Source organism: Streptomyces aurantiogriseus (genome assembly GCF_014649375.1).
In the GTDB taxonomy this organism is placed as follows: domain Bacteria; phylum Actinomycetota; class Actinomycetes; order Streptomycetales; family Streptomycetaceae; genus Streptomyces; species Streptomyces aurantiogriseus.
The window spans coordinates 46,678-65,468 of record NZ_BMSX01000015.1 but is presented as its reverse complement, the minus strand read 5'-3'; the positions used below and the strand labels follow the sequence as shown (position 1 = coordinate 65,468).

18 protein-coding genes and 2 pseudogenes are annotated in these 18,791 nt (G+C 72.3%); 11 read left to right on the top strand and 9 right to left on the bottom strand.

The window, feature by feature from the left end:
- Positions 1–11 precede the first annotated feature (11 nt).
- Positions 12–398 carry a nuclear transport factor 2 family protein gene (locus IE263_RS28775; protein WP_189940731.1) on the top strand — a complete coding sequence of 129 codons (387 nt, stop codon included), beginning with the start codon at positions 12–14 and terminating at the stop codon, positions 396–398.
- A 41-nt stretch (positions 399–439) separates the two neighbouring features.
- On the opposite strand, the pseudogene IE263_RS28770 reads toward IE263_RS28775, so the two are convergent.
- Positions 440–1,046 (bottom strand): annotated as a pseudogene (locus IE263_RS28770) (LysR substrate-binding domain-containing protein); the annotation flags it as partial.
- Between IE263_RS28770 and IE263_RS28765 the strand changes: the two are divergent.
- Positions 964–1,365: a Rossmann-fold NAD(P)-binding domain-containing protein gene (locus IE263_RS28765; protein ID WP_189940943.1), complete on the top strand. Its 402-nt coding sequence runs from the start codon at positions 964–966 to the stop codon at positions 1,363–1,365. The pseudogene IE263_RS28770 and the gene IE263_RS28765 sit on opposite strands and share 83 nt — an antisense overlap.
- Positions 1,366–1,372: 7 nt before the next feature.
- On the opposite strand, the gene IE263_RS28760 is transcribed toward IE263_RS28765, so the two are convergent.
- Positions 1,373–2,257, bottom strand: coding sequence for a LysR family transcriptional regulator (locus IE263_RS28760; RefSeq protein WP_189940730.1), 885 nt, complete (start codon positions 2,255–2,257; stop codon positions 1,373–1,375).
- Positions 2,258–2,377: 120 nt separating this feature from the next.
- Between IE263_RS28760 and IE263_RS28755 the strand changes: the two genes are divergently transcribed.
- The 5 genes from IE263_RS28755 to IE263_RS28735 all read left to right on the top strand — a co-directional run bounded on the left by IE263_RS28755 (position 2,378) and on the right by IE263_RS28735 (position 7,656).
- A complete protein-coding gene (locus IE263_RS28755) occupies positions 2,378–3,049 on the top strand; it encodes a succinate dehydrogenase (RefSeq protein ID WP_189940921.1) in 672 nt (223 codons plus the stop codon).
- A 2-nt stretch (positions 3,050–3,051) separates the two neighbouring features.
- Positions 3,052–4,998, top strand: a complete 1,947-nt coding sequence (locus IE263_RS28750; protein ID WP_189940729.1) for a fumarate reductase/succinate dehydrogenase flavoprotein subunit — start codon at positions 3,052–3,054, stop codon at positions 4,996–4,998.
- Positions 4,995–5,744 (top strand): succinate dehydrogenase/fumarate reductase iron-sulfur subunit, encoded by a 750-nt coding sequence (locus IE263_RS28745; RefSeq protein WP_189940728.1) that lies wholly within the window; start codon positions 4,995–4,997, stop codon positions 5,742–5,744. The genes IE263_RS28750 and IE263_RS28745 overlap by 4 nt, the downstream gene beginning before the upstream one ends.
- A 227-nt stretch (positions 5,745–5,971) precedes the next feature.
- Positions 5,972–6,745 (top strand): GNAT family N-acetyltransferase, encoded by a 774-nt coding sequence (locus tag IE263_RS28740; RefSeq protein WP_189940727.1) that lies wholly within the window; start codon positions 5,972–5,974, stop codon positions 6,743–6,745.
- Positions 6,745–7,656 (top strand): lysophospholipid acyltransferase family protein, encoded by a 912-nt coding sequence (locus IE263_RS28735; RefSeq protein ID WP_189940726.1) that lies wholly within the window; start codon positions 6,745–6,747, stop codon positions 7,654–7,656. Before IE263_RS28740 ends, IE263_RS28735 begins: the two co-directional genes overlap by 1 nt.
- A 459-nt stretch (positions 7,657–8,115) precedes the next feature.
- Here the strand turns inward: IE263_RS28735 and IE263_RS28730 are convergent.
- Positions 8,116–8,511, bottom strand: a pseudogene (locus IE263_RS28730) (hypothetical protein); the annotation flags it as partial.
- 93 nt (positions 8,512–8,604) lie between these two features.
- Between IE263_RS28730 and IE263_RS28725 the strand changes: the two are divergent.
- On the top strand, positions 8,605–9,684 hold the full coding sequence (locus IE263_RS28725) for an NAD-dependent epimerase/dehydratase family protein (protein WP_189940725.1): 1,080 nt from the start codon (positions 8,605–8,607) through the stop codon (positions 9,682–9,684).
- Positions 9,685–9,727: 43 nt separating this feature from the next.
- Positions 9,728–9,922 carry a hypothetical protein gene (locus IE263_RS28720; RefSeq protein ID WP_189940724.1) on the top strand — a complete coding sequence of 65 codons (195 nt, stop codon included), beginning with the start codon at positions 9,728–9,730 and terminating at the stop codon, positions 9,920–9,922.
- 13 nt (positions 9,923–9,935) lie between these two features.
- On the opposite strand, the gene IE263_RS28715 is transcribed toward IE263_RS28720, so the two are convergent.
- The 5 genes from IE263_RS28715 to IE263_RS28695 form a co-directional block, all read right to left on the bottom strand.
- Positions 9,936–12,278 carry an ATP-binding cassette domain-containing protein gene (locus IE263_RS28715; RefSeq protein ID WP_189940723.1) on the bottom strand — a complete coding sequence of 781 codons (2,343 nt, stop codon included), beginning with the start codon at positions 12,276–12,278 and terminating at the stop codon, positions 9,936–9,938.
- 122 nt (positions 12,279–12,400) lie between these two features.
- Entirely contained in the window at positions 12,401–13,669 is a 1,269-nt protein-coding gene (locus IE263_RS28710) for a DUF2716 domain-containing protein (protein WP_189940722.1), read from the bottom strand.
- On the bottom strand, positions 13,666–14,679 hold the full coding sequence (locus IE263_RS28705; protein WP_189940721.1) for an LLM class flavin-dependent oxidoreductase: 1,014 nt from the start codon (positions 14,677–14,679) through the stop codon (positions 13,666–13,668). The genes IE263_RS28710 and IE263_RS28705 overlap by 4 nt, the downstream gene beginning before the upstream one ends.
- A 50-nt stretch (positions 14,680–14,729) precedes the next feature.
- Entirely contained in the window at positions 14,730–14,900 is a 171-nt protein-coding gene (gene rpmF, locus IE263_RS28700) for a 50S ribosomal protein L32 (protein ID WP_189940720.1), read from the bottom strand.
- Between the two features lie 75 nt (positions 14,901–14,975).
- A complete protein-coding gene (locus IE263_RS28695; RefSeq protein WP_189940719.1) occupies positions 14,976–16,187 on the bottom strand; it encodes a right-handed parallel beta-helix repeat-containing protein in 1,212 nt (403 codons plus the stop codon).
- A gap of 113 nt (positions 16,188–16,300) precedes the next feature.
- Here IE263_RS28695 and IE263_RS28690 point away from each other — a divergent pair, with 113 nt between their 5' ends.
- Positions 16,301–16,792 carry a phosphatase domain-containing protein gene (locus IE263_RS28690; RefSeq protein WP_189940718.1) on the top strand — a complete coding sequence of 164 codons (492 nt, stop codon included), beginning with the start codon at positions 16,301–16,303 and terminating at the stop codon, positions 16,790–16,792.
- Positions 16,793–16,816: 24 nt separating this feature from the next.
- Here IE263_RS28690 and IE263_RS28685 read toward each other — a convergent pair whose 3' ends face one another.
- Positions 16,817–17,032 (bottom strand): dodecin, encoded by a 216-nt coding sequence (locus IE263_RS28685; protein ID WP_189940717.1) that lies wholly within the window; start codon positions 17,030–17,032, stop codon positions 16,817–16,819.
- Between the two features lie 259 nt (positions 17,033–17,291).
- On the opposite strand from IE263_RS28685, the gene IE263_RS28680 reads away from it, so the two are divergent.
- Complete coding sequence (locus tag IE263_RS28680; protein ID WP_308430776.1) at positions 17,292–18,764, top strand: exopolysaccharide biosynthesis polyprenyl glycosylphosphotransferase; 1,473 nt, start codon at positions 17,292–17,294, stop codon at positions 18,762–18,764.
- The last annotated feature ends 27 nt before the right edge of the window (positions 18,765–18,791 follow it).

The window sequence follows — 18,791 nt, the reverse complement described above, 5'->3', positions numbered from 1 at the left end:
AGGATGCGTGCGTGACTCACGAAACCGACGACGTGAACGAGGCGATCGCGGGCGAGCCGGCCCTCATCGACCCCGCCGTCCGCTCCTCCCGCGCCCAGTACGAGCGGCTGCTCGACCCCGAGTTCGTCGAGGCCGGCTCCTCGGGCCGGCGCTACACCTACGAGGACATGCCGGCCTGGCTGCCCGAGCACCCGGGCAGCTCGCAGGGCGGCCCCCGCTACGAGCCGTCGGCCATCACCGGCGTCGTACTGGCCCCCGGCCTGGTTTACCTCGCGTACGAGACGGACTTCGACGGCCGACGGGCCCGCCGCAGCTCGCTCTGGCGGAAGCGGAGCGAGGAGACCGGCCGGCGGATGTACCACCACCAGGGGACACCGGTACCGCCCGAGGTGGCATAGGGCGCTTCCGGTGGATCTCCGTGGCGTCGCGGCGCCCGCCGTCAGCCCGCCGCCCGCTCCCGGACCTCGTCGGCCACGCGGACGGCGGCGCGGACCAGCGCCGCCGCGGCCGTGGAACGGGACTGCTGGGGCCATACGACGGCCCGCACGGCGGGCGGCGCGTCCGCGACGGAGCGGCAGACGACGCCCGGCCGGGGACAGCGGTCGGCGACGGACGCCGGCAGCAGGGCGACCAGGTCGCCCAGGCCGACGAGCGTGAGGAGCTGGGCGAGATCCTGGCCCTTGCCGCGGACCTCGTCGATGTACCGGTGCGCCTCGTCGGCGCGCAGCCCCAGGTCGGCGAGGCTCAGCCCGTCCCGGCCGGCGAGGGGGGTGGCTCGCGGCGAGGGCGGCGACGCGCGGTTCGGCTGCCAGGTTCTCCGCGTCGAGGGCGGTGCGGTCGTACGGCTCGTAGACCAGGGCGACATCGGCCTCGCCCCGGCGCAGCAGCCGGGACTGCTCGTGCCACGCGCACAGCCGGACGGCCACCGGTACGGCCGCGGGGTCGGCCGCGTACCGGGCGAGGATGGCCTCCAGCAGCCCCGCGTCCCCGTCGGCCTTCACGGCCAGGACGAGCTTCGGCCCGGCGGTGGCCGCCCGCCTGCTCCTCGACGCCTCCTGGACCGGGCAGGAGGACGTCCCGGTGGTCGGTCCGGACGACCTGACCCCCGAGGGCATGGCCGCCGTCCTCTCCGAGGTGCTGGACCGTCCCGTCCGTGCGGAGTTCGTCACCGGTGCGGAGCACAAGGCGCGGATGATCCGTTCCGGGGCGAGCGAGGCGTGGGCGCAGTCGATGGCCGACATGGCGGACGCGCAGAACGGCCAGGGCTTCTACGGCGCGGCCCAGCCGACCACCCCCGACCTCGCGCCCACCGGATTCCGCCAGTGGTGCGAGGAGGTGTTCAAGCCGGCGGCTCTGCCGCACTGAGCCGCACTCATCGCTCCAGCAGCATCCGCTGCAGCTCCCGAGCCGCCCTCGGCGGCGCCACATCACTGCGGTGCGCGAGCGCGATGGTCCGGTGCAGGCCGGGCCTGGCGAGCGGGGTGACCCGCAGCCCCCGGCCCGACCGGGCCGCCACCATCCGGGGCACGACGGCCACCCCGAGCCCGGCCCGCACAAAGCCGAGCACCGCGTCCATCTCCCCGCCCTCCACCGCGAAGTCCGGCTCGAACCCCTCCGCCCGGCAGGCGGCGACGGTGAGCTCGCGCAGGTCGTAGCCGTGCCGGAACATCACCAGGCGCTCGCCCTCCAGATCGGCGACGCGGACCGTGCGCCGGCCGTGTCCCGGGCGCGGGGCCTCCGGGGAGGAGACGACCACCAGGTCCTCGCGCAGCAGCTCCACCGTCGTCAGAGCGGGGGAGGGGGTCGGCAGGGGCAGCACCACCAGGGCGAGATCCAGGGCGCCGCGGGCCAGCTCGCGGACGAGGTCGTGCGAGCCGCCCTCCTCGATCAGCAACCGGATACCCGGATAGCGGTCGTGGAAGGCGCGCAGCACGTCCGGCAGCAGACCCGTGCACAGGCTGGGCGTGGCGCCCAGGCGGACCCGGCCGCTGCGCAGCTGCACCAGCTCCTGCACCTCGTACCGGGCCGTCTCCGTGTCCGCCAGGATCCGCCGGGCCAGCGGCAGCAGCGCCTCGCCCGCGTCCGTGAGCGTGATGTTGCCCCGTGCCCGCAGGAACAGATCGGCGCCCAACTCCCGCTCCAGCGCCCTGATCTGCTGCGACAGCGACGGCTGCGCGACATGCACGAGCTCGGCGGCCCGGGTGAAGTGCCGCGTCTCGGCCACCGCCACGAAGTACTGGAGCTGCTGGAACTGCATCCAGCCATGATAGGCACCAGCTATCGAAACGAGCCGGACCATGTCTTGGACTGATGGGGCCATCCGGCTCTAGCGTCCTGTGCCATGGCTCTGGCAACGCGGACGGACCGACGGCCGTCCATGGCGCGTACCGTGTGGGACTCCTCCGTCGGCAAGAAGACAGTGATGGCCGTCAGCGGCGTGATCATGCTGCTGTACCTGGTCGCCCACGTGATCGGAAACCTGAAGATCTTCTTCGGCCCGGAGGAGTTCAACCACTACGGCCACTGGCTGCGCACGGTCGGTGAACCGTTCATGCACTACGAGTGGACGCTCTGGCTGATCCGCGTCGTGCTGGTCGTCGCGGTCGTCGCCCACGCCGTCTCCGCGTACCAGCTCAGCCGCCGCGACATCAGGGCGCGCCCCAGCAAGTACGTCCACAAGAAGCCGCGGGCGAGCTACGCGACCCGCACCATGCGCTGGGGCGGCATCATCCTCGGCCTGTTCATCGTCTGGCACATCCTCGACCTGACCACCGGCACCGTGCACCCCGGCGGCTTCCAGGAGGGCCACCCGTACCAGAACGTCGTGGACACCTTCTCCACCTGGTACGGCAACGTCATCTACATCGTGGCGATGCTCGCCCTCGGCCTGCACATCCGGCACGGCTTCTGGAGCGCCGCCCAGACCCTCGGCGTCGGCAGCCGCACCCGCGACCGCGCCCTGAAGACCGTCGCCAACGTTCTCGCGCTGCTGCTCACGGCCGGCTTCATCGCCGTCCCCGTGGGCGTCATGACCGGAGTGGTGAGCTGAAGATGACCTACACCGACTACACGACCGGCGAACCCGTCGCCGACACCAAGGCCCCGTCCGGCCCGGTCAACGAGCGCTGGGACAAGCGCCGGTTCGAGGCCAAGCTGGTCAACCCGGCCAACCGGCGCAAGCACACCGTCATCGTCGTCGGCACCGGCCTCGCGGGCGGCTCCGCCGGCGCCACCCTCGCCGAACAGGGCTACCACGTCGTCCAGTTCTGCTACCAGGACTCCCCGCGCCGCGCCCACTCGATCGCCGCGCAGGGCGGCATCAACGCGGCGAAGAACTACCGCAACGACGGCGACTCGATCCACCGGCTGTTCTACGACACCGTCAAGGGCGGCGACTTCCGGGCGCGCGAGTCCAACGTCCACCGGCTCGCGCAGATCTCCGTCGAGATCATCGACCAGTGCGTGGCCCAGGGCGTGCCCTTCGCCCGCGAGTACGGCGGCCTGCTCGACACCCGCTCCTTCGGCGGCGTACAGGTGTCCCGTACGTTCTACGCCCGCGGTCAGACGGGCCAGCAGCTGCTGCTCGGCGCGTACCAGGCCCTGTCCCGGCAGATCGCCGCCGGCAACATCGAGATGCACCCGCGCACCGAGATGCTCGACCTGATCGTCATCGACGGGCGAGCGCGCGGGATCGTGGCCCGGGACCTGATCACCGGGAAGATCGACACGTACTTCGCGGACGCCGTCGTCCTCGCCAGCGGCGGCTACGGCAACGTCTTCTACCTGTCGACGAACGCCATGAACTCCAACGCCACCGCCATCTGGCGGGCGCACCGGCGTGGCGCCTGGTTCGCCAACCCGTGCTTCACGCAGATCCACCCCACCTGCATCCCGCGCACCGGCGACCACCAGTCCAAGCTGACGCTGATGAGCGAGTCGCTGCGCAACGACGGCCGGATCTGGGTGCCCAAGGCGCAGGGCGACACCCGCCCGGCGAACAGGATCCCCGAGGACGAGCGCGACTACTACCTGGAGCGCATCTACCCGTCCTTCGGCAACCTCGTCCCGCGCGACATCGCCTCCCGCGCCGCGAAGAACGTCTGCGACGAGGGCAGGGGAGTGGGCCCCGGCGGCCAGGGCGTCTACCTCGACTTCGCCGACGCGATCAAGCGCATGGGACGCAAGGCCGTGGAGGCGAAGTACGGCAACCTCTTCGACATGTACCAGCGGATCACCGACGAGGATCCGTACGAGGTGCCGATGCGGATCTACCCGGCCGTGCACTACACGATGGGCGGCCTCTGGGTCGACTACGACCTCCAGACCACCATTCCCGGCCTGTTCGCCATCGGCGAGGCCAACTTCTCCGACCACGGCGCCAACCGGCTCGGCGCCTCCGCCCTCATGCAGGGCCTGGCCGACGGCTACTTCGTACTGCCGGCGACCATCAACGACTACCTCGCCCGCCACCCGCACCAGGGCGAGGTGACCGACGAACACCCGGTCGTGCAGGAAGCGTTGGCCGAGACCCAGGACAGGCTCAACCTGCTGCTGTCCGTCGACGGCGACCGCACCCCCGACTCCTTCCACCGCGAAGTCGGCGAACTGATGTGGGAGTTCTGCGGCATGGCCCGCACGGACTCCGGACTGCGCAAGGCACTCGAGCGCATCCCGCAGATCCGCGAGGAGTTCTGGCGGCGGATCAAGGTGCCCGGCACCGGCGAGGAGTTCAACCAGTCCCTGGAGAAGGCGAACCGCGTCGTCGACTACCTGGAGCTGGCCGAGCTGATGTGCCTCGACGCGCTGCACCGCGACGAGTCCTGCGGCGGCCACTTCCGCGAGGAGTCCCAGACCCCGGACGGCGAGGCCGCCCGCAAGGACGACGCGTTCGCCTACGCGGCCGCCTGGGAGTTCACGGGAACGGGCGCGGCCCCGACCCTCCACAAGGAAGACCTGGTCTTCGAGTACGTCCACCCCACCCAGCGGAGCTACGCATGAAGCTCACCCTGCGCGTCTGGCGGCAGCAGAACGCCGACGCCGACGGCGCCATGTCCACGTACGAGGTGGACGGCGTCTCGCCCGACATGTCCTTCCTGGAGATGCTCGACACGCTCAACGAGGAGCTCATCCTCAAGGGCGAGGACCCGGTCGCCTTCGACCACGACTGCCGTGAGGGCATCTGCGGCGCGTGCTCGCTCGTCATCAACGGCGACGCGCACGGGCCCGAGCGCACCACCACCTGTCAGCTGCACATGCGGTCCTTCCAGGACGGCGACACCATCGACATCGAGCCGTGGCGGGCCTCGGCCTTCCCCGTGATCAAGGACCTGGTCGTCGACCGGTCCGCCTTCGACCGGATCATCCAGGCCGGCGGGTACATCACCGCGCCGACGGGTTCCGCGCCCGAGGCCCATGCCACGCCCGTGCCGAAGCCGGACGCCGACCTCGCCTTCGAGCACGCGGAGTGCATCGGGTGCGGGGCGTGCGTGGCCGCGTGTCCCAACGGGGCGGCGATGCTGTTCACCTCCGCCAAGGTGAACCACCTGAACGTCCTGCCGCAGGGGGCGCCCGAGCGGGAGACGCGGGTGCTGGACATGGTCGCGCAGATGGACGAGGAGGGGTTCGGCGGCTGCACGCTCACGGGGGAGTGCGCGACGGCCTGCCCCAAGGGGATTCCGCTGGTGTCCATCACCAGCATGAACAAGGAGTGGCTGCGGGCCACCCGCAAGGTGGCGAAGCGATAGCGGAACCCACGTAACACAAGGCGTTCGCCGAGACGGTGGACGGGCGGGGCCGGGAGTGGTGCTCATCCCCGGCCCCGTCTGGCTTTCCGGCTGCGCGAGTCCGCGCGCCTGGCATTCAACATTCCCACACCCGCGCTCCTGGCACAGGTCACGTACACGCCAACCGGCATCGGAAGAAACAGGGGGTACCGCTCCGTCCCCACTTCGTGCGTGCTCAGGAGAGAGCCATGACCGGCGTTTCCACCCTCGACCGTCCCCCGCGGTCCACGGCACCCGTCCGCTACACCGTCACCCTCGCCCGCGACGAGGCCGACGTGCGGGCCGCGCAGCGGCTGCGGCACGACGTCTTCGCCGGGGAGATGGGCGCGCTGCTCACGTCCTCGCAGCCCGGCCTCGACGTCGACCCCTTCGACGCCTACTGCGACCACCTGCTGGTGCGCGACGCCGACACCGGGCAGGTCGTCGGCACCTACCGGCTGCTGCCGCCGGAGCGCGCCGCGGTCGCCGGGCGCCTGTACTCGCAGAGCGAGTTCGACCTGGAGCGGCTGGACGGGATCCGCCCCGGCCTCGTCGAGGTCGGCCGCTCCTGCGTGCACCCCGACCACCGCGACGGCGCCGTCATCGGGCTCATCTGGGCCGGGATCGCCCGCTACATGGTGGACCGCGGCCACGAGTGGCTGGCCGGCTGCTGCTCCGTCCCGCTCGCCGACGGCGGCGCCGTCGCGGCCGGCACCTGGGACCGGGTGCGGGAGAAGCACCTGGCGCCGGAGGAGTTCCGGGTACGTCCGCTGCTGCCCTGGGTGCCCCCGGCCGACGTGGCGCTGCCCGAGCGCACCGAGCTGCCCGCCCTGCTGCGCGGCTACCTGCGCCTCGGCGCCTGGGTGTGCGGCGAGCCCGCCCACGACGCCGACTTCGGGGTCGCCGACCTGTACGTGCTGCTGTCGATGCGCCGGGTCAACCCGCGGTATCTGCGGCACTTCCTCTCCCTCGTCCCGGCCTGATGAGCGTCTGGCTGCCCAGCGCGCCCTGCACCCCGCGGGCGTGCGTGGAGGAGACGGGGTCCGTCACTGCCGTACCGCGGGCCGTACTGCGGCTCGTGGCGGTGGTGCTGCTCGTCCTCACCGGGGTCCTCCTGTCGCCGCTCGGCGGGAGGATCCCGGCCGGGGCGGTACGGCGGTGGAGCCGCGCGGTCGTGCGGGCGGCGGGCGTCCGGGTCCGGACGACCGGAGCCGCCGCGCCCGCCGGCGGGCTGCTGCTGGTGGCCAACCACATCTCCTGGCTGGACATCCCGCTGCTGGCCGCCGTCCGCCCGGCCCGGATGCTCGCCAAGACCGAGGTACGGCAGTGGCCGGTCGCGGGAGCGCTCGCCGCACGCGGCGGCGTCCTGTTCATCGACCGCGACCGGCTGCGCGCCCTGCCCGGCACGGTCGCCCGCGTCGCCGAGGCCCTGCGCGCCGGGCAGGCCGTCGCGGTGTTCCCCGAGGGGAGCACCTGGTGCGGCCGGGCCCAGGGCCACTTCCGGCGGGCCGTGTTCCAGGCCGCCCTGGACGCGCGCGTCCCCGTCCAGCCGGTGCGCATCCGCTACCGGGCCGAAGGGGGCACGGCCAGCACGGCACCCGCCTTCGTCGGCGACGACTCCCTGCTCGCCTCCCTGTGGCGGGTGGCGACCGCCCGGAAACTGGTGGCCGAGGTGGAGGTCGGACCGGCGATCACACCGGAGCCCCACCTCGACCGCAGAACGCTGGCCGCCGCCGCCGGAACATGGGTCCTGGGCGAGCCGGCGAGTGCGCCGCAGAGGACGCTCACAGCACGCGGACGCATCGCACGAGGAACGGCCGGATTGCACCCCGGACGCGGACCCGTGGACCTCCGCGGGACGTGGGCACCCCCCGCCGGACACGCTGCGGGGTGACGGCCGTGGCGGGGCGCCCGGCACGGAGACGATCCGTGACGCGGGCGCCCTGCGCCGGTGGTGCCGCCCGGTGGCCGGCCGACGAGTGTCCGGACGGAGACCATCCGGGGTGCCGGCGTCCCGTGGGTGGTCGCTGGTGCGGGCTGGGCGGGGCTGCGGCGGGCGCCCGTTCCGGTCGGCTGCTTGCGGGGCGTGGGCAGCTTGCGCCGGTCGGGTCGCGCGGTGGGCGGCTGATGAGTGTCCGGGCGGAGAGCACCGGGGTGTGGGCGTCCCGTGGGTGGTCGCTGGTGCGGGCTGGGCGGGGCTGCGGCGGGCGCCCGTCTCGGTCGGCTGCTTGCGGGGCGTGGGCGCCCTGTGCGGGTTGCGTCGCCCGGTGGGCGGCCCGGCGAGTGTCCGGCACGGGAGCTCCCCGGCTCCGGGCGCCCTGCGAGGTGTCTCGAGGCGCCGGCGTCCTGCGCCTTACCCTCCCGGCCGCATGAGCAGCAGATCCTCGCCCCAGTCGTCCAGTACCTCGCCGTGCCCGGCCGTGCGGGCCACCGGCTCGACGCGTGCGAACAGTGCCCGTTGGGCGAGGACGTCGGCGGTCGCCGCGATGTGCTCGACGGCGTCGAGGAGGGCGGCGGTGTCCCAGCCGGGGAGCGGATGGTGGGTCAGTTCCCAGCGCAGGTACTTGTTGTAGGGGCGGGGCCGGCGGTCGAGGGCGAACAGGAACTCCAGCAGGGAGCCCAGGCTGTCGGCCGCGTCGAGGCGGGCGGCCAGTGACTCGCCGTCGCGGGCGTTCTTGACCGACCGGTAGAGGGAGTTGGCGTACGCGTCCAGCCACCCGCCCGCGGCCCGAAAGGCCTCCTCCGCCCCCACGTGCGACGAATTCCTCGTAGGTGAAGGGTGGTTGGCGGGTCATGGTGGGATCATGACAGATCTCGACCCCACCTCCCGAGGAGCGCACGCGTGAGTGGAAGCCCGGTCGGCAGAACCGTCCTGGTGACGGGTGGCAGCGGCTTCGTCGCCGCCCATCTCGTGCGGCAGTTGCTGGAACGCGGCCACCGGGTGCACACCACCGTGCGCAGCACGGCGAACGCGGCGAAGACGCGGCCCCTGCGAGCGCTGCGGGACTCCCACCCCGGCCGCCTCGACCTCTTCGAGGCCGACCTGCTCGCGGACGGCTCCTTCGACGAGGCGATGAAGGGCTGCTCCGTGGTCTTCCACGTGGCGTCGCCCTTCCTGATGCCGGAGAAGATCAAGGACGGTCGGCGGGACGTGGTGGAACCGGCCCTGCAGGGCACGCGCAACGTACTGGCCGGCATCGACCGCACGGAGACGGTCGAGCGGCTGGTCCTCACCTCCACCGTGGGGGCGATCTTCGGTGACTACGTCGACGTCCTGGAGATGGACGACCGGACCCTGTCGGAGAAGTACGTCAACACCACCAGCACGGTGGACAACAACCCGTACCACCACGCCAAGACGGTGGCGGAGCGGGCCGCCTGGGACGCCGCGGCCGCGCAGGACCGCTGGGACATGGTCTCCGTCAACCCCGGCCTGATCCTGGGCCCCTCCCTCACCCCGGCCTCGGACTCCGGCAGCCTGTTCCTCCTCGACGAGCTGTTCAAGGGCTACTTTTTCTACGGCGCCCCGGACTTCAGCTTCACCACGGCCGACGTACGGGACGTGGCGGCGGCCCACATCGCGGCGGCGGAACGCCCCGAGGCGCACGGCCGTTACATCGTCGCGGCCCGGGAGATGACGTCGTTCCACCAGATGTCGACGATCCTGCGCGCTCACCACCCCAGGAACCTCCGCCTCCCCCGCACCGCCCTCCCGCACTGGCCCGTCCGGCTCCTGGGCCCGGCCTTCGGCCTGAGCCAGGCCTACATCCGCAACCACCTCGGCATCCGCTTCCGCGTCGACAACCGCAGGAGCGTCGAGGAACTCGGCCTCACCTACCGCCCGATCGAGGAGACGCTGCTCGACCACTACCGGGCGTGGCGTGAGCAGCGGCGGGAGCGGGGCGGGGGAGCCTCCGGTTGATCATGCTGAGAGGATGGCGCGGTCCGCAGCAAAACGAAGGGGGATGAGCGTGGAAATGCTCGTTCTGGTGGGTGTCCTCGTGCTCGTCGTCGGCGGGTGCGTCTGTGTGGTGTGGGCCGAGCGGGGCGGCCCGCGCTGGGTGCGCGCCGTGGCCGCCGTGACCCGGTTCGCGGGCGAGCTCGTGAGCCGCGCCGGGCGCGGGAGCGGTCAGAAGTCGAGCGGCGACTCGGACGGCTGAACCGTCCCGCAGGTCAGCGGCCCGCCCGCAGCTCCCGCTCCAGATACGGCGCCGTGGCGCTCCCCGCCACCCCCGCCACCTCCGGCGGAGTCCCCGCCGCCACGATCCGCCCGCCCGCGTCCCCGCCGCCCGGCCCCAGGTCGATCACCCAGTCGGCGCCCGCCACCACGGACATGTCGTGCTCGACCACGATCACCGTGTGCCCGGCGTCGACCAGACCATGGAGCTGGCGCATGAGGACCTCCACGTCGGCCGGGTGGAGTCCGGTCGTGGGCTCGTCGAGGAGGTAGAGGGTGTGGGCGCGGCGCACGCGCTGGAGTTCGCTCGCCAGCTTGATGCGCTGGGCCTCGCCGCCGGACAGCTCGGTCGCGGGCTGGCCGAGACGGAGGTAGCCGAGGCCGACGTCGAGGAGGGTGGTCAGGCTGCGGGCGACGGCCGGGGTGTCGGCGAAGAAGTCCGCCGCCGCCTCCACCGTCAGGTCCAGCACCTGCGCGATGGTCAGTCCCCGGTACGTCACCTGGAGTGTCTCGGGCTCGTAGCGGGCGCCGCCGCAGTCCGGGCACGGCGCGTACGTGCTCGGCAGGAACAGCAGCTCGACGCTCACGAAGCCCTCGCCCTGACAGGTCTCGCAGCGCCCTCCAGCCACGTTGAAGGAGAAGCGCCCGACGCCGTAACCCCGTTCCCGCGCCGCGTCGGTGGCGGCGAACACCTTGCGGACGACGTCGAACAACCCCGTGTACGTCGCCAGGTTGGAGCGCGGGGTGCGGCCGATCGGCCTCTGGTCGACGGCGACCAGACGGTCCACGCCCGCCCGCTCCTGCGTGATCTCGCCGATGAGGGTGGACTTCCCCGAGCCCGAGACGCCCGTGACCGCCGTGAACACGCCGAGCGGGAACTCGGCCGTCACCCCGCGCAGGTTGTGCCGGGTGACGGGGCCGACCTTCAACCGGCCGCGCGGGGACCGGACTTCGCGTACGGGTGCGGGGGAGCGGTCGAAGAGGAAGCGGGCCGTCGCCGACCGGGCGACCGACGCCAGGTCTTTCACCGGACCGCTGTGCAGCACCCGCCCGCCGTGCTCGCCGGCGCGCGGCCCGACGTCCACCAGCCAGTCCGCGGCGCGCACCACGTCCAGATGGTGCTCCACCACGAACACCGAGTTGCCCGCCGCCTTCAGCCTCTCCAGCACCGTCAGCAGCGCCTCGGTGTCCGCCGGGTGCAGTCCCGCCGACGGCTCGTCGAGGACGTACACCACACCGAACAGTCCGGAGCGCAACTGCGTGGCCAGCCGCAGCCGTTGCAGCTCGCCCGCCGAGAGGGTCGGGGTGGCGCGGTCCAGGCTGAGATAGCCGAGGCCCAGCTCGACGACCGGCGCGATCCGGGAGGTGAGGTCGTCGGCGAGGACGCGGGCGGTGCCCACGGCGCCGTCGAGGACACCCGCCAGCTCCGTCAGCGGCAGCGCGGCCAGCTCCGCGATCGTACGGCCCGCGAAGGTCACCGCCAGCGCCTCGGGCCGCAGCCGGCTGCCGCCACAGGCCGGGCAGGGGGCACTGGCCAGGAAACGCTCCGCCTTGGCCCGCAGCGTCGGACTCTTCGAATCGGAGAACGTCTTCATCACATAGCGGCGCGCGCTCATGTACGTGCCCTGGTACGGCCGTTGGATACGGTTCGCCTCCCGCACCGGATGGACCGTCACCACCGGCTGCTCGTCGGTGAACAGGATCCACTCCCGCTGTTCGGCAGGAAGGTCGCGCCACGGACGGTCCACGTCGTGACCGAGCGTGTCGAGAATGTCCCGCAGGTTCTTGCCCTGCCAGGCGCCCGGCCAGGCGGCGATCGCGCCCTCGCGGATCGACAGCGACGGATCCGGGACCAGCAACTCCTCGGTCGTACGGTGGACTTCACCGAGCCCGTGACACTGCGGGCAGGCTCCCGCCGCGGTGTTGGGGGAGAAGGCGTCCGAGTCGAGGCGCTCGGCGCCGGGAGGGTACTCGCCCGCGCGGGAGAAGAGCATCCGCAGGGAGTTCGACAGGTTGGTGACCGTGCCGACCGACGAGCGTGAGGTCGGCGCGGAGCGGCGCTGCTGGAGCGAGACGGCGGGCGGCAGCCCGGTGATCTCATCGACCTTCGGCGCACCCACTTGGTGGATCAGCCGCCGGGCGTACGGCGCCACCGACTCGAAGTACCGCCGCTGTGCTTCCGCGTAGATCGTGCCGAACGCGAGCGAGGACTTTCCGGACCCGGACACCCCGGTGAACACGGCCACCACGTCCCGCGGGATGTCGACGTCCACGCCCTTGAGGTTGTGCTCACGGGCGCCGCGGACCCGGACGAACGGGTCGTGTGAGCTCGGGGTCAAGGGAAACTCCGTACGGGTCTGCGACAGCGGCTCGACTGCCGGGCGGGACAAACGCCGCGATTCTATGCGCGACGCCGGGTTCCGGCGGAGGTGCGGGGGCTCTCAGGGAGGGGGGAGGACACTCAGGGACCGAACGTCCACACGTTGCCGACCGGACGGCCGTCACGCCGGAGCACCGTCCCGAGCAGGGCGGTGAGTTCGTCCTCGACCTCGGCCACGAGGTCCGCGCCGAAGACGCACAGGGACTCCTCCACGAAGTTCCCGTACGTGCCCATGCGCAGGTCCGCGGTGACCTGGATGACGTTCTCGTCGGTCAGGTAGGAGTAGCCCACCCAGCGTGGCTGCCCCGGGCCGCCGACCCGCGTCGGGTCGCAACGGGTGCTGCTGATGTACCACTTCAGGCGGTAGAGCCGGTCACCGGGCCGCCCGCAGGCCCGCAGTCCGCGGGCGACCACGGCCTCGACCTCGGCGAGCAGCGGGTCCCGCGAGTCCTCCACGGCCGCCATGTACCAGGTGACGGAGCCCGGGGGCTCGGCGATGCCGTCGTAGGCGGTCTCGTACGTCACCTCGAAATGCTTCTCGAACCGCTCCCAGATGTCCTCGCGTTCCGGCTCGGGGATCCAGCCCGCCGGACGTTCCCGCGCCGGCTCGCCCGGCGGCGCCCAGCGGTATGTGGTGACCCGGGCGGCCTCGTGGAACCCCGCCGCGACGTGCACGGGCACGAAGGCGTCGGGCGCCTCGGCCACGATGAAGCGTGAACGCAGCGCGGCCCGCTCCGCCGCCGCGTGGAGCAACTCCGGGCGGGGACCGGTCATTCCGTCGATCTCGAAGAACTCGGCGCCGACCGCCTCCTGGTACCAGAGGGCGTCCAGGGGGCGCCCATGGCGTTCCAGTACCAGGACGTCCCAAGGTCCTGTGTCGGTCTCCGTCTCCGAGAGCCGTCCGCGCTGTTCGGGAGCGGCCGCGGCCAGTCGGCGCAGGGACCGGCGGCGTGGCTCGTCGAAGATCGCGAAGTGCGACCGTACCGAGGGCGCCGTGCGCCGGGGCACGTCGGCGACGTCGGCGAGCAGCAGGGCGCGCGACGGACTCGGTGTGAAGCCGGCGGCGGACAGCGCCTCGGCGAGCTGCCGGGCGTCCGGGTCGTGGGAGTACACCTTCCACTCGACCGGTTCGACGCGCGCGGCGAATGCCTCCTGCTGGCGGCGCACCAGCGACCCCAGGTTCTCACCCTGCAACGGTTGGTGGACGACGACGCCGTGGGTGCCGTAGTGGATGCGCGCCACCGGCCCGTCCCGCTCGGTGAGCACGCCCAAAGGCTCCCAGGGCTGGTCCGACGGCGTGCGGCCGCGCAGTCGGTTCTCGTACTCCGACAGCAGTTCTCGCGCAGTCACCCGGTGAGGTTCTCCCCGTTCACGATCCCGGCCAGTCGCCGGTAGGAGTCCAGCAGCGCCGTACGGTCATAGGTGCTGGTGGTGACGAGGATCTCCTGCGCGCCGGTGTCCTTCAACACCATTTCCAGTCCGTCGGCCACCTGCTCCTCGGTGCCCGCGATGTGGCCGGTCAGGCCGGACTCGTAGAAGCCGCGCTCCTTGGCGGTCATCGTGCGGCGTTCGACGTCGTCGGCCGGCGGCAGCGGCGGAAAGGTGCCGTGCGTCCGGGAGTACGCCATCGACCAGGCCTCCGGGACCAGGAGCCGCCGGGCGGCCTCGGGCGTCGCGGCGACGGCGACCGTGCCCGAGACGACGACGTACGGTTCCGCGGCCCAGGGGGAGGGCCGGAAGTGGGCGCGGTAGTGGTCGATCCCGCGCCGCATCCTCTCCCGGTCGCGCAGGTCGCCGATGACCATCGGCAGGCCAGCGTGGGCCGCGATCGTCGCGCCCTCGCCCATGGCCAGCACGAACGGCGGCACGGTCAGGCCCTCGGCGGGCCGCGCGCGCACGCCCGTCGAAGACGTACCCCGGAACCAGCCGAGCAGCTCCTGAAGCTGCCCGGCGAAGTCCTCGGCGTCGCCCTTGTCGCGCCCCAAAGCCTTGCGCACCCCGTCGGTGAAGCCCACCGAGCGGCCGAGGCCCATGTCGATCCGCCCCGGGAACAGGGACTCCAGGACGCCGAACTGCTCGGCCACGACCAGCGGCCGGTGGTTGGGCAGCATCACTCCGCCGGTGCCGACCCGGATCGTGCGCGTCGCACCGGCCACGGCGGCCGCCAGCACGGTCGGCGCGGAACCGGCGACGCCGGGTACACCGTGGTGCTCCGCCACCCAGAACCGGTGGTAGCCGAGCTGCTCCACCTCCTGCGCCAGCCGCACCGTGTCCCGCAGCGCCTCGGCGCCGGTGTGGCCCTCGCGGATGCGGGAGCGGTCGAGGACGGAGAAACGGGCCGAGGCGATCGCGGAGCTCATACAGGGTTCAACACCCGGGAGCCCGCAGGATTCCTCGGCCGCCCGCGGCGTCAGCCTTCGGGGCGCAGCAGGCCGCGCTCGTACGCCTTCACCAGGTGCTGCGGGACGAGGTGGCGGACCCCGTCCACGGTGACCGGGACGAGCTGCGCCGGGGTCGCCTTCCACTGGGCGCGGCGGTGACGGGTGTTGCTGCGGGACATCTTCCGCTTGGGCACGGCCATGGGGAACCTCCTCGGTGGGGTGAGCACCGAGGACGCTACATGAAAATGGATCCCATTAACAGTTGGGGCCGGTCGTCAGAACCGTGCGCCGACGCCCGCCCCGTTGCGCGGGACCAGGAACGACGGGGCGGACGGCAGTGAGCCGTCGGAGGCGCGGGCGCCCGTGAGGGGTGCGGGGTCCGTGCTCAGCACCGACGCGGCGTTCCAGGTGCCGCCCAGGTTCCAGGAGTTGCCGCTGGAGACGGTGCCGGAACCGAGGGCCACGGCGCGCGCGTCGGCGACGGACAGGTTGCCGGTGAGGACGGCCCTGCCGCCGGAGGTGTCGACGTCGAAGCCCGTGCCGGCGTTGGCGTACGTGCTGGTGCGGGTCAGGGCGAGAGCGCCCGTGTTGCCGTTGTCGGTGACGCCGTGCGCCGCGTTCTTGAAGGCGGCGGAGTTGCGCAGGGTGTGCGCCACCGCGGGCGCCGGGCTGCCTCCGCCCAGCTTGAAGCCGTTGCCGTCGCCCGCGAAGTCGGGGAAGCCCCAGCGGTTGAAGCCGTTGCCGTACGCGACCGTGTTCTCGACCAGGATCGGCGAGGTGAACTTCCAGTTGTCGAAGCCGTCGTCGACGTTGTTCCACAGGCGGGCGCCGCGCACCACGTTGCCGGTGCCGCTGCCCTCCTTGATGGCCAGGCCGTCGGCGCTCTCGCCGTTCTTGCGCGGGTCACGGTTGCCGTGACTGTCCAGGTTGAGGATCTGGTTGTTGCTGGAGGCGCCCTGGAGCTGGAAGCCCGACTCGTAGTTGTCGTGCGTCCGCAGCCGCGCGAAGACGTTGTTGTTGCAGCCGTCGCAGTACAGGCCGTAGGGGCCGTTGACGATCTCCAGGTCCGAGATCCGCCAGTAGGAGGCCTCCTGGTGGATCGCCCCGCGCTCGGCCCGGGGAATGCTGCCGCCGACAGGGGTGTGGCTCGCGGGCAGCTGCTCGCCGTCGACGACCACGCGTTCACCCTGGTAGGCCCCGAGCGTGATCGGCTGGGACGCGGTGCCCGAGGTGGTGATCGTGATGTTGTCGGTGAGGGCGTACGTGCCGCCGCGTACGGCGATGGTGTCGCCGGGCTTCGCCAGGTCGACGGCCCGCTGGATGGTCCGCAGGGGCTGGGTGAGAGTCCCCGCCGCGGAGTCGTTGCCGGTGGGGGCCACGACCAGGGTCGTCGCGGCCGTGGCCGCGGACGCCTCCCCCGTCGGGCCCAGTATCGTCATCAGCGCCGCGCTCACCAGTGCCGACGTCCAGATCGACGTGTTCCGCATGGGGCCTCCCGCCTCCGTCTGCCTGCCGTGCCTGCCGTGTCTGCCGTGTCGCACAGCAGTGGCCGCCCGGGGCGGGGAGGTTGCCGGGGTGGGGAGGTCTTTAGGGTGGGCGTGTGACCGAGACCAGCAAGCGCCCGCTCGCCGTGTTCGACCTGGACAACACGCTCGCCGACACCACCCACCGGCAGCGGTTCCTGGAGCGCAAGCCGCGGGACTGGGACGCCTTCTTCGCGGCGGCGCCGCAGGACCCGCCGATCCCCGAGGGCGTGGCGATGGCCGTGGAGAGCGCGCGGGAGTGCGAGGTCGTCTACCTCACCGGGCGGCCCGAGCGCTGCCGGCGGGACACACGGGAGTGGCTCGAGCGGCACGGACTGCCCGACGGGCGCGTGTACATGCGGCGCGACGGGGATCGTCGGCCCGCCCGCCGCACCAAGCTGGAGATCCTGCGCCGTCTCGCCCGCGACCGGGAGGTGCTGGTCCTGGTCGACGACGACGAGCTGGTGTGCGACGACGCGGAAGCGGCCGGCTTCCCCGTCGTCCGGGCGCGCTGGACGCTTCCCTCGGTCACCCTGCGGGTGGCCCAGGAGCAGGAGGGCCGCACCTGAGCCCGGGTGCCTGAGGGCCGCGTGTCACGCGGAGTCCTCCAGGCGGAAACCGACCTTCAGGCCCACCTGCCAGTGGGCGATCTCGCCGTTCTCGAGCTGTCCGCGCACCTGGGTCACCTCGAACCAGTCCAGGTTGCGCAGGGTCTGCGAGGCGCGGGTGATGCCGTTGCGAATCGCCTGGTCGACGCCCTCCGGCGAGGTGCCGACGATCTCCGTGACCCGGTAGGTGTGGTTCGACATGCGGGTGCTCCTCTCGGCCGAGGCGGCGCCGTGACGGCGGTGCCACGGGTGTCACGCGTCACTCCACCGTGCCCCAAGCCGCGGCGCCGCGCGAGGCGTCGGTCCGCGGCTCTTCGTGTCGACCGTGCAGCGTGAGGAGTGAAAGGCCGATATTGCTACTTATCGGATGGTATAAGGATCTTTGTCTGACATGCGGGCGCGCGCCGGGTGGTCCCTGCCGCCGCCCCCGCGATCTGCGATTGGGGGTTTGAAGGAGACCATGCGGCGGTTCAGAAGCGTGACGTCCCGACAGGCGCCGGTCCCCATGGCCCGGCACCCCGTCCACCGTCCGGAGGCGCGGGCGCGCTGGTACGCCCCCTTCTCGGTATGCGTGGATGTTCTCGCCGCGGCCGTGCCGGTCGCGGCGACGTTCATGGAGATCGACCAGTCCCACCCGCTGCGGCTGGCGGTCGCCGCGGCCCTGCTGTGGCCCCTGATCGGATTGGTGAGCAAGCGGTACACGCCCGTGGCCTGGGGCGACCGGGGCGGCGTCCGGGCCGTCATGCGGGACTGGCTGGTCCTGGTCGGCGCCCTGGCGACACTCTGTGTGGTCTGCGGACTGGACAGCCTGCCCGCCGAGGCGTTCACCGCGCTGATCCCCACGCTGCTGCTCACGGGCGTCTGCCAGAAGGTGATCCACCGTCATCTGCTGGCCGCCCGCCGGGACGCCCGTGCCCTGCGCCATGTGGTGGTCGTCGGCGAGGCCCCGACGGTCGACGCGGTGGTCGGACAACTCGCCCAGCGCACCGACCACGAGTACGTGATCGTCGGGGCCTGCCCGGTGGGCGACGGCGAGGTCCGCTCCGGGGTGCCGGTGTGCGTACGGCTGCCCCGCGAGGCACCCGAGACGCCCGAGGCGGACGCCGTGGCCGTCCTCGCGGCGGCGGACGAACTCGCGGCCGACCTGGTCTTCGTGGCGCCGAGCTGCCACATGTCCGGCGAGCGCGTGCGCCGGCTGTCCTGGATGCTGTACGAGCAGGGCCGCTCGCTCATGGTGCTGCCCGGCATCGTCGATGTGGCACGCCGGCGCGTACGGCTGACCTCGGCGGCAGGCCTCACCCTGCTGCACATCGCACCGCCGCTCCAGCGCGGTCTGCACACCGCGACGAAGGCCGTCCTGGACCGGCTGGGCGCCCTGGTGCTGATCGTCCTGCTCTCGCCGCTGCTGCTCCTGCTCGCGCTGGCCGTCCGGCTCGGCTCACCCGGACCGGTCCTCTACCGCCAGACCCGGGTCGGCCGGAACGTGACACCGTTCCCCATGTGGAAGTTCCGCACGATGGTGGTCGGCGCGGACCGGCTCAAGAGCGGGCTGGAGGCGGAGAACGAGAACGACGGCCACATGTTCAAGATGCGCCAGGACCCGCGGGTCACTCCGGTGGGGCGCGTCCTGCGCCGCTACTCGCTGGACGAACTGCCCCAGCTGTTCAACATCCTCTTCGGCCACATGTCGCTGGTCGGTCCGCGCCCTCCGCTGCCCGAGGAGGTCGCCAAGTACAACGGGGTCGAGATGCGCCGACTCAGCATCAAGCCGGGCCTGACCGGGCTGTGGCAGGTGAGCGGACGGTCGGACCTGTCCTGGCGCGAGACGGTCGCGCTCGATCTGCGCTACGTCGACAACTGGTCGCTGTCCGGGGACATGAACGTCATGGCCCGCACCCTGCGCGCGGTGCTGGACGGCCAGGGCGCCTACTGAGGACGGGTGTGGCCCGCCGGGCTCCGG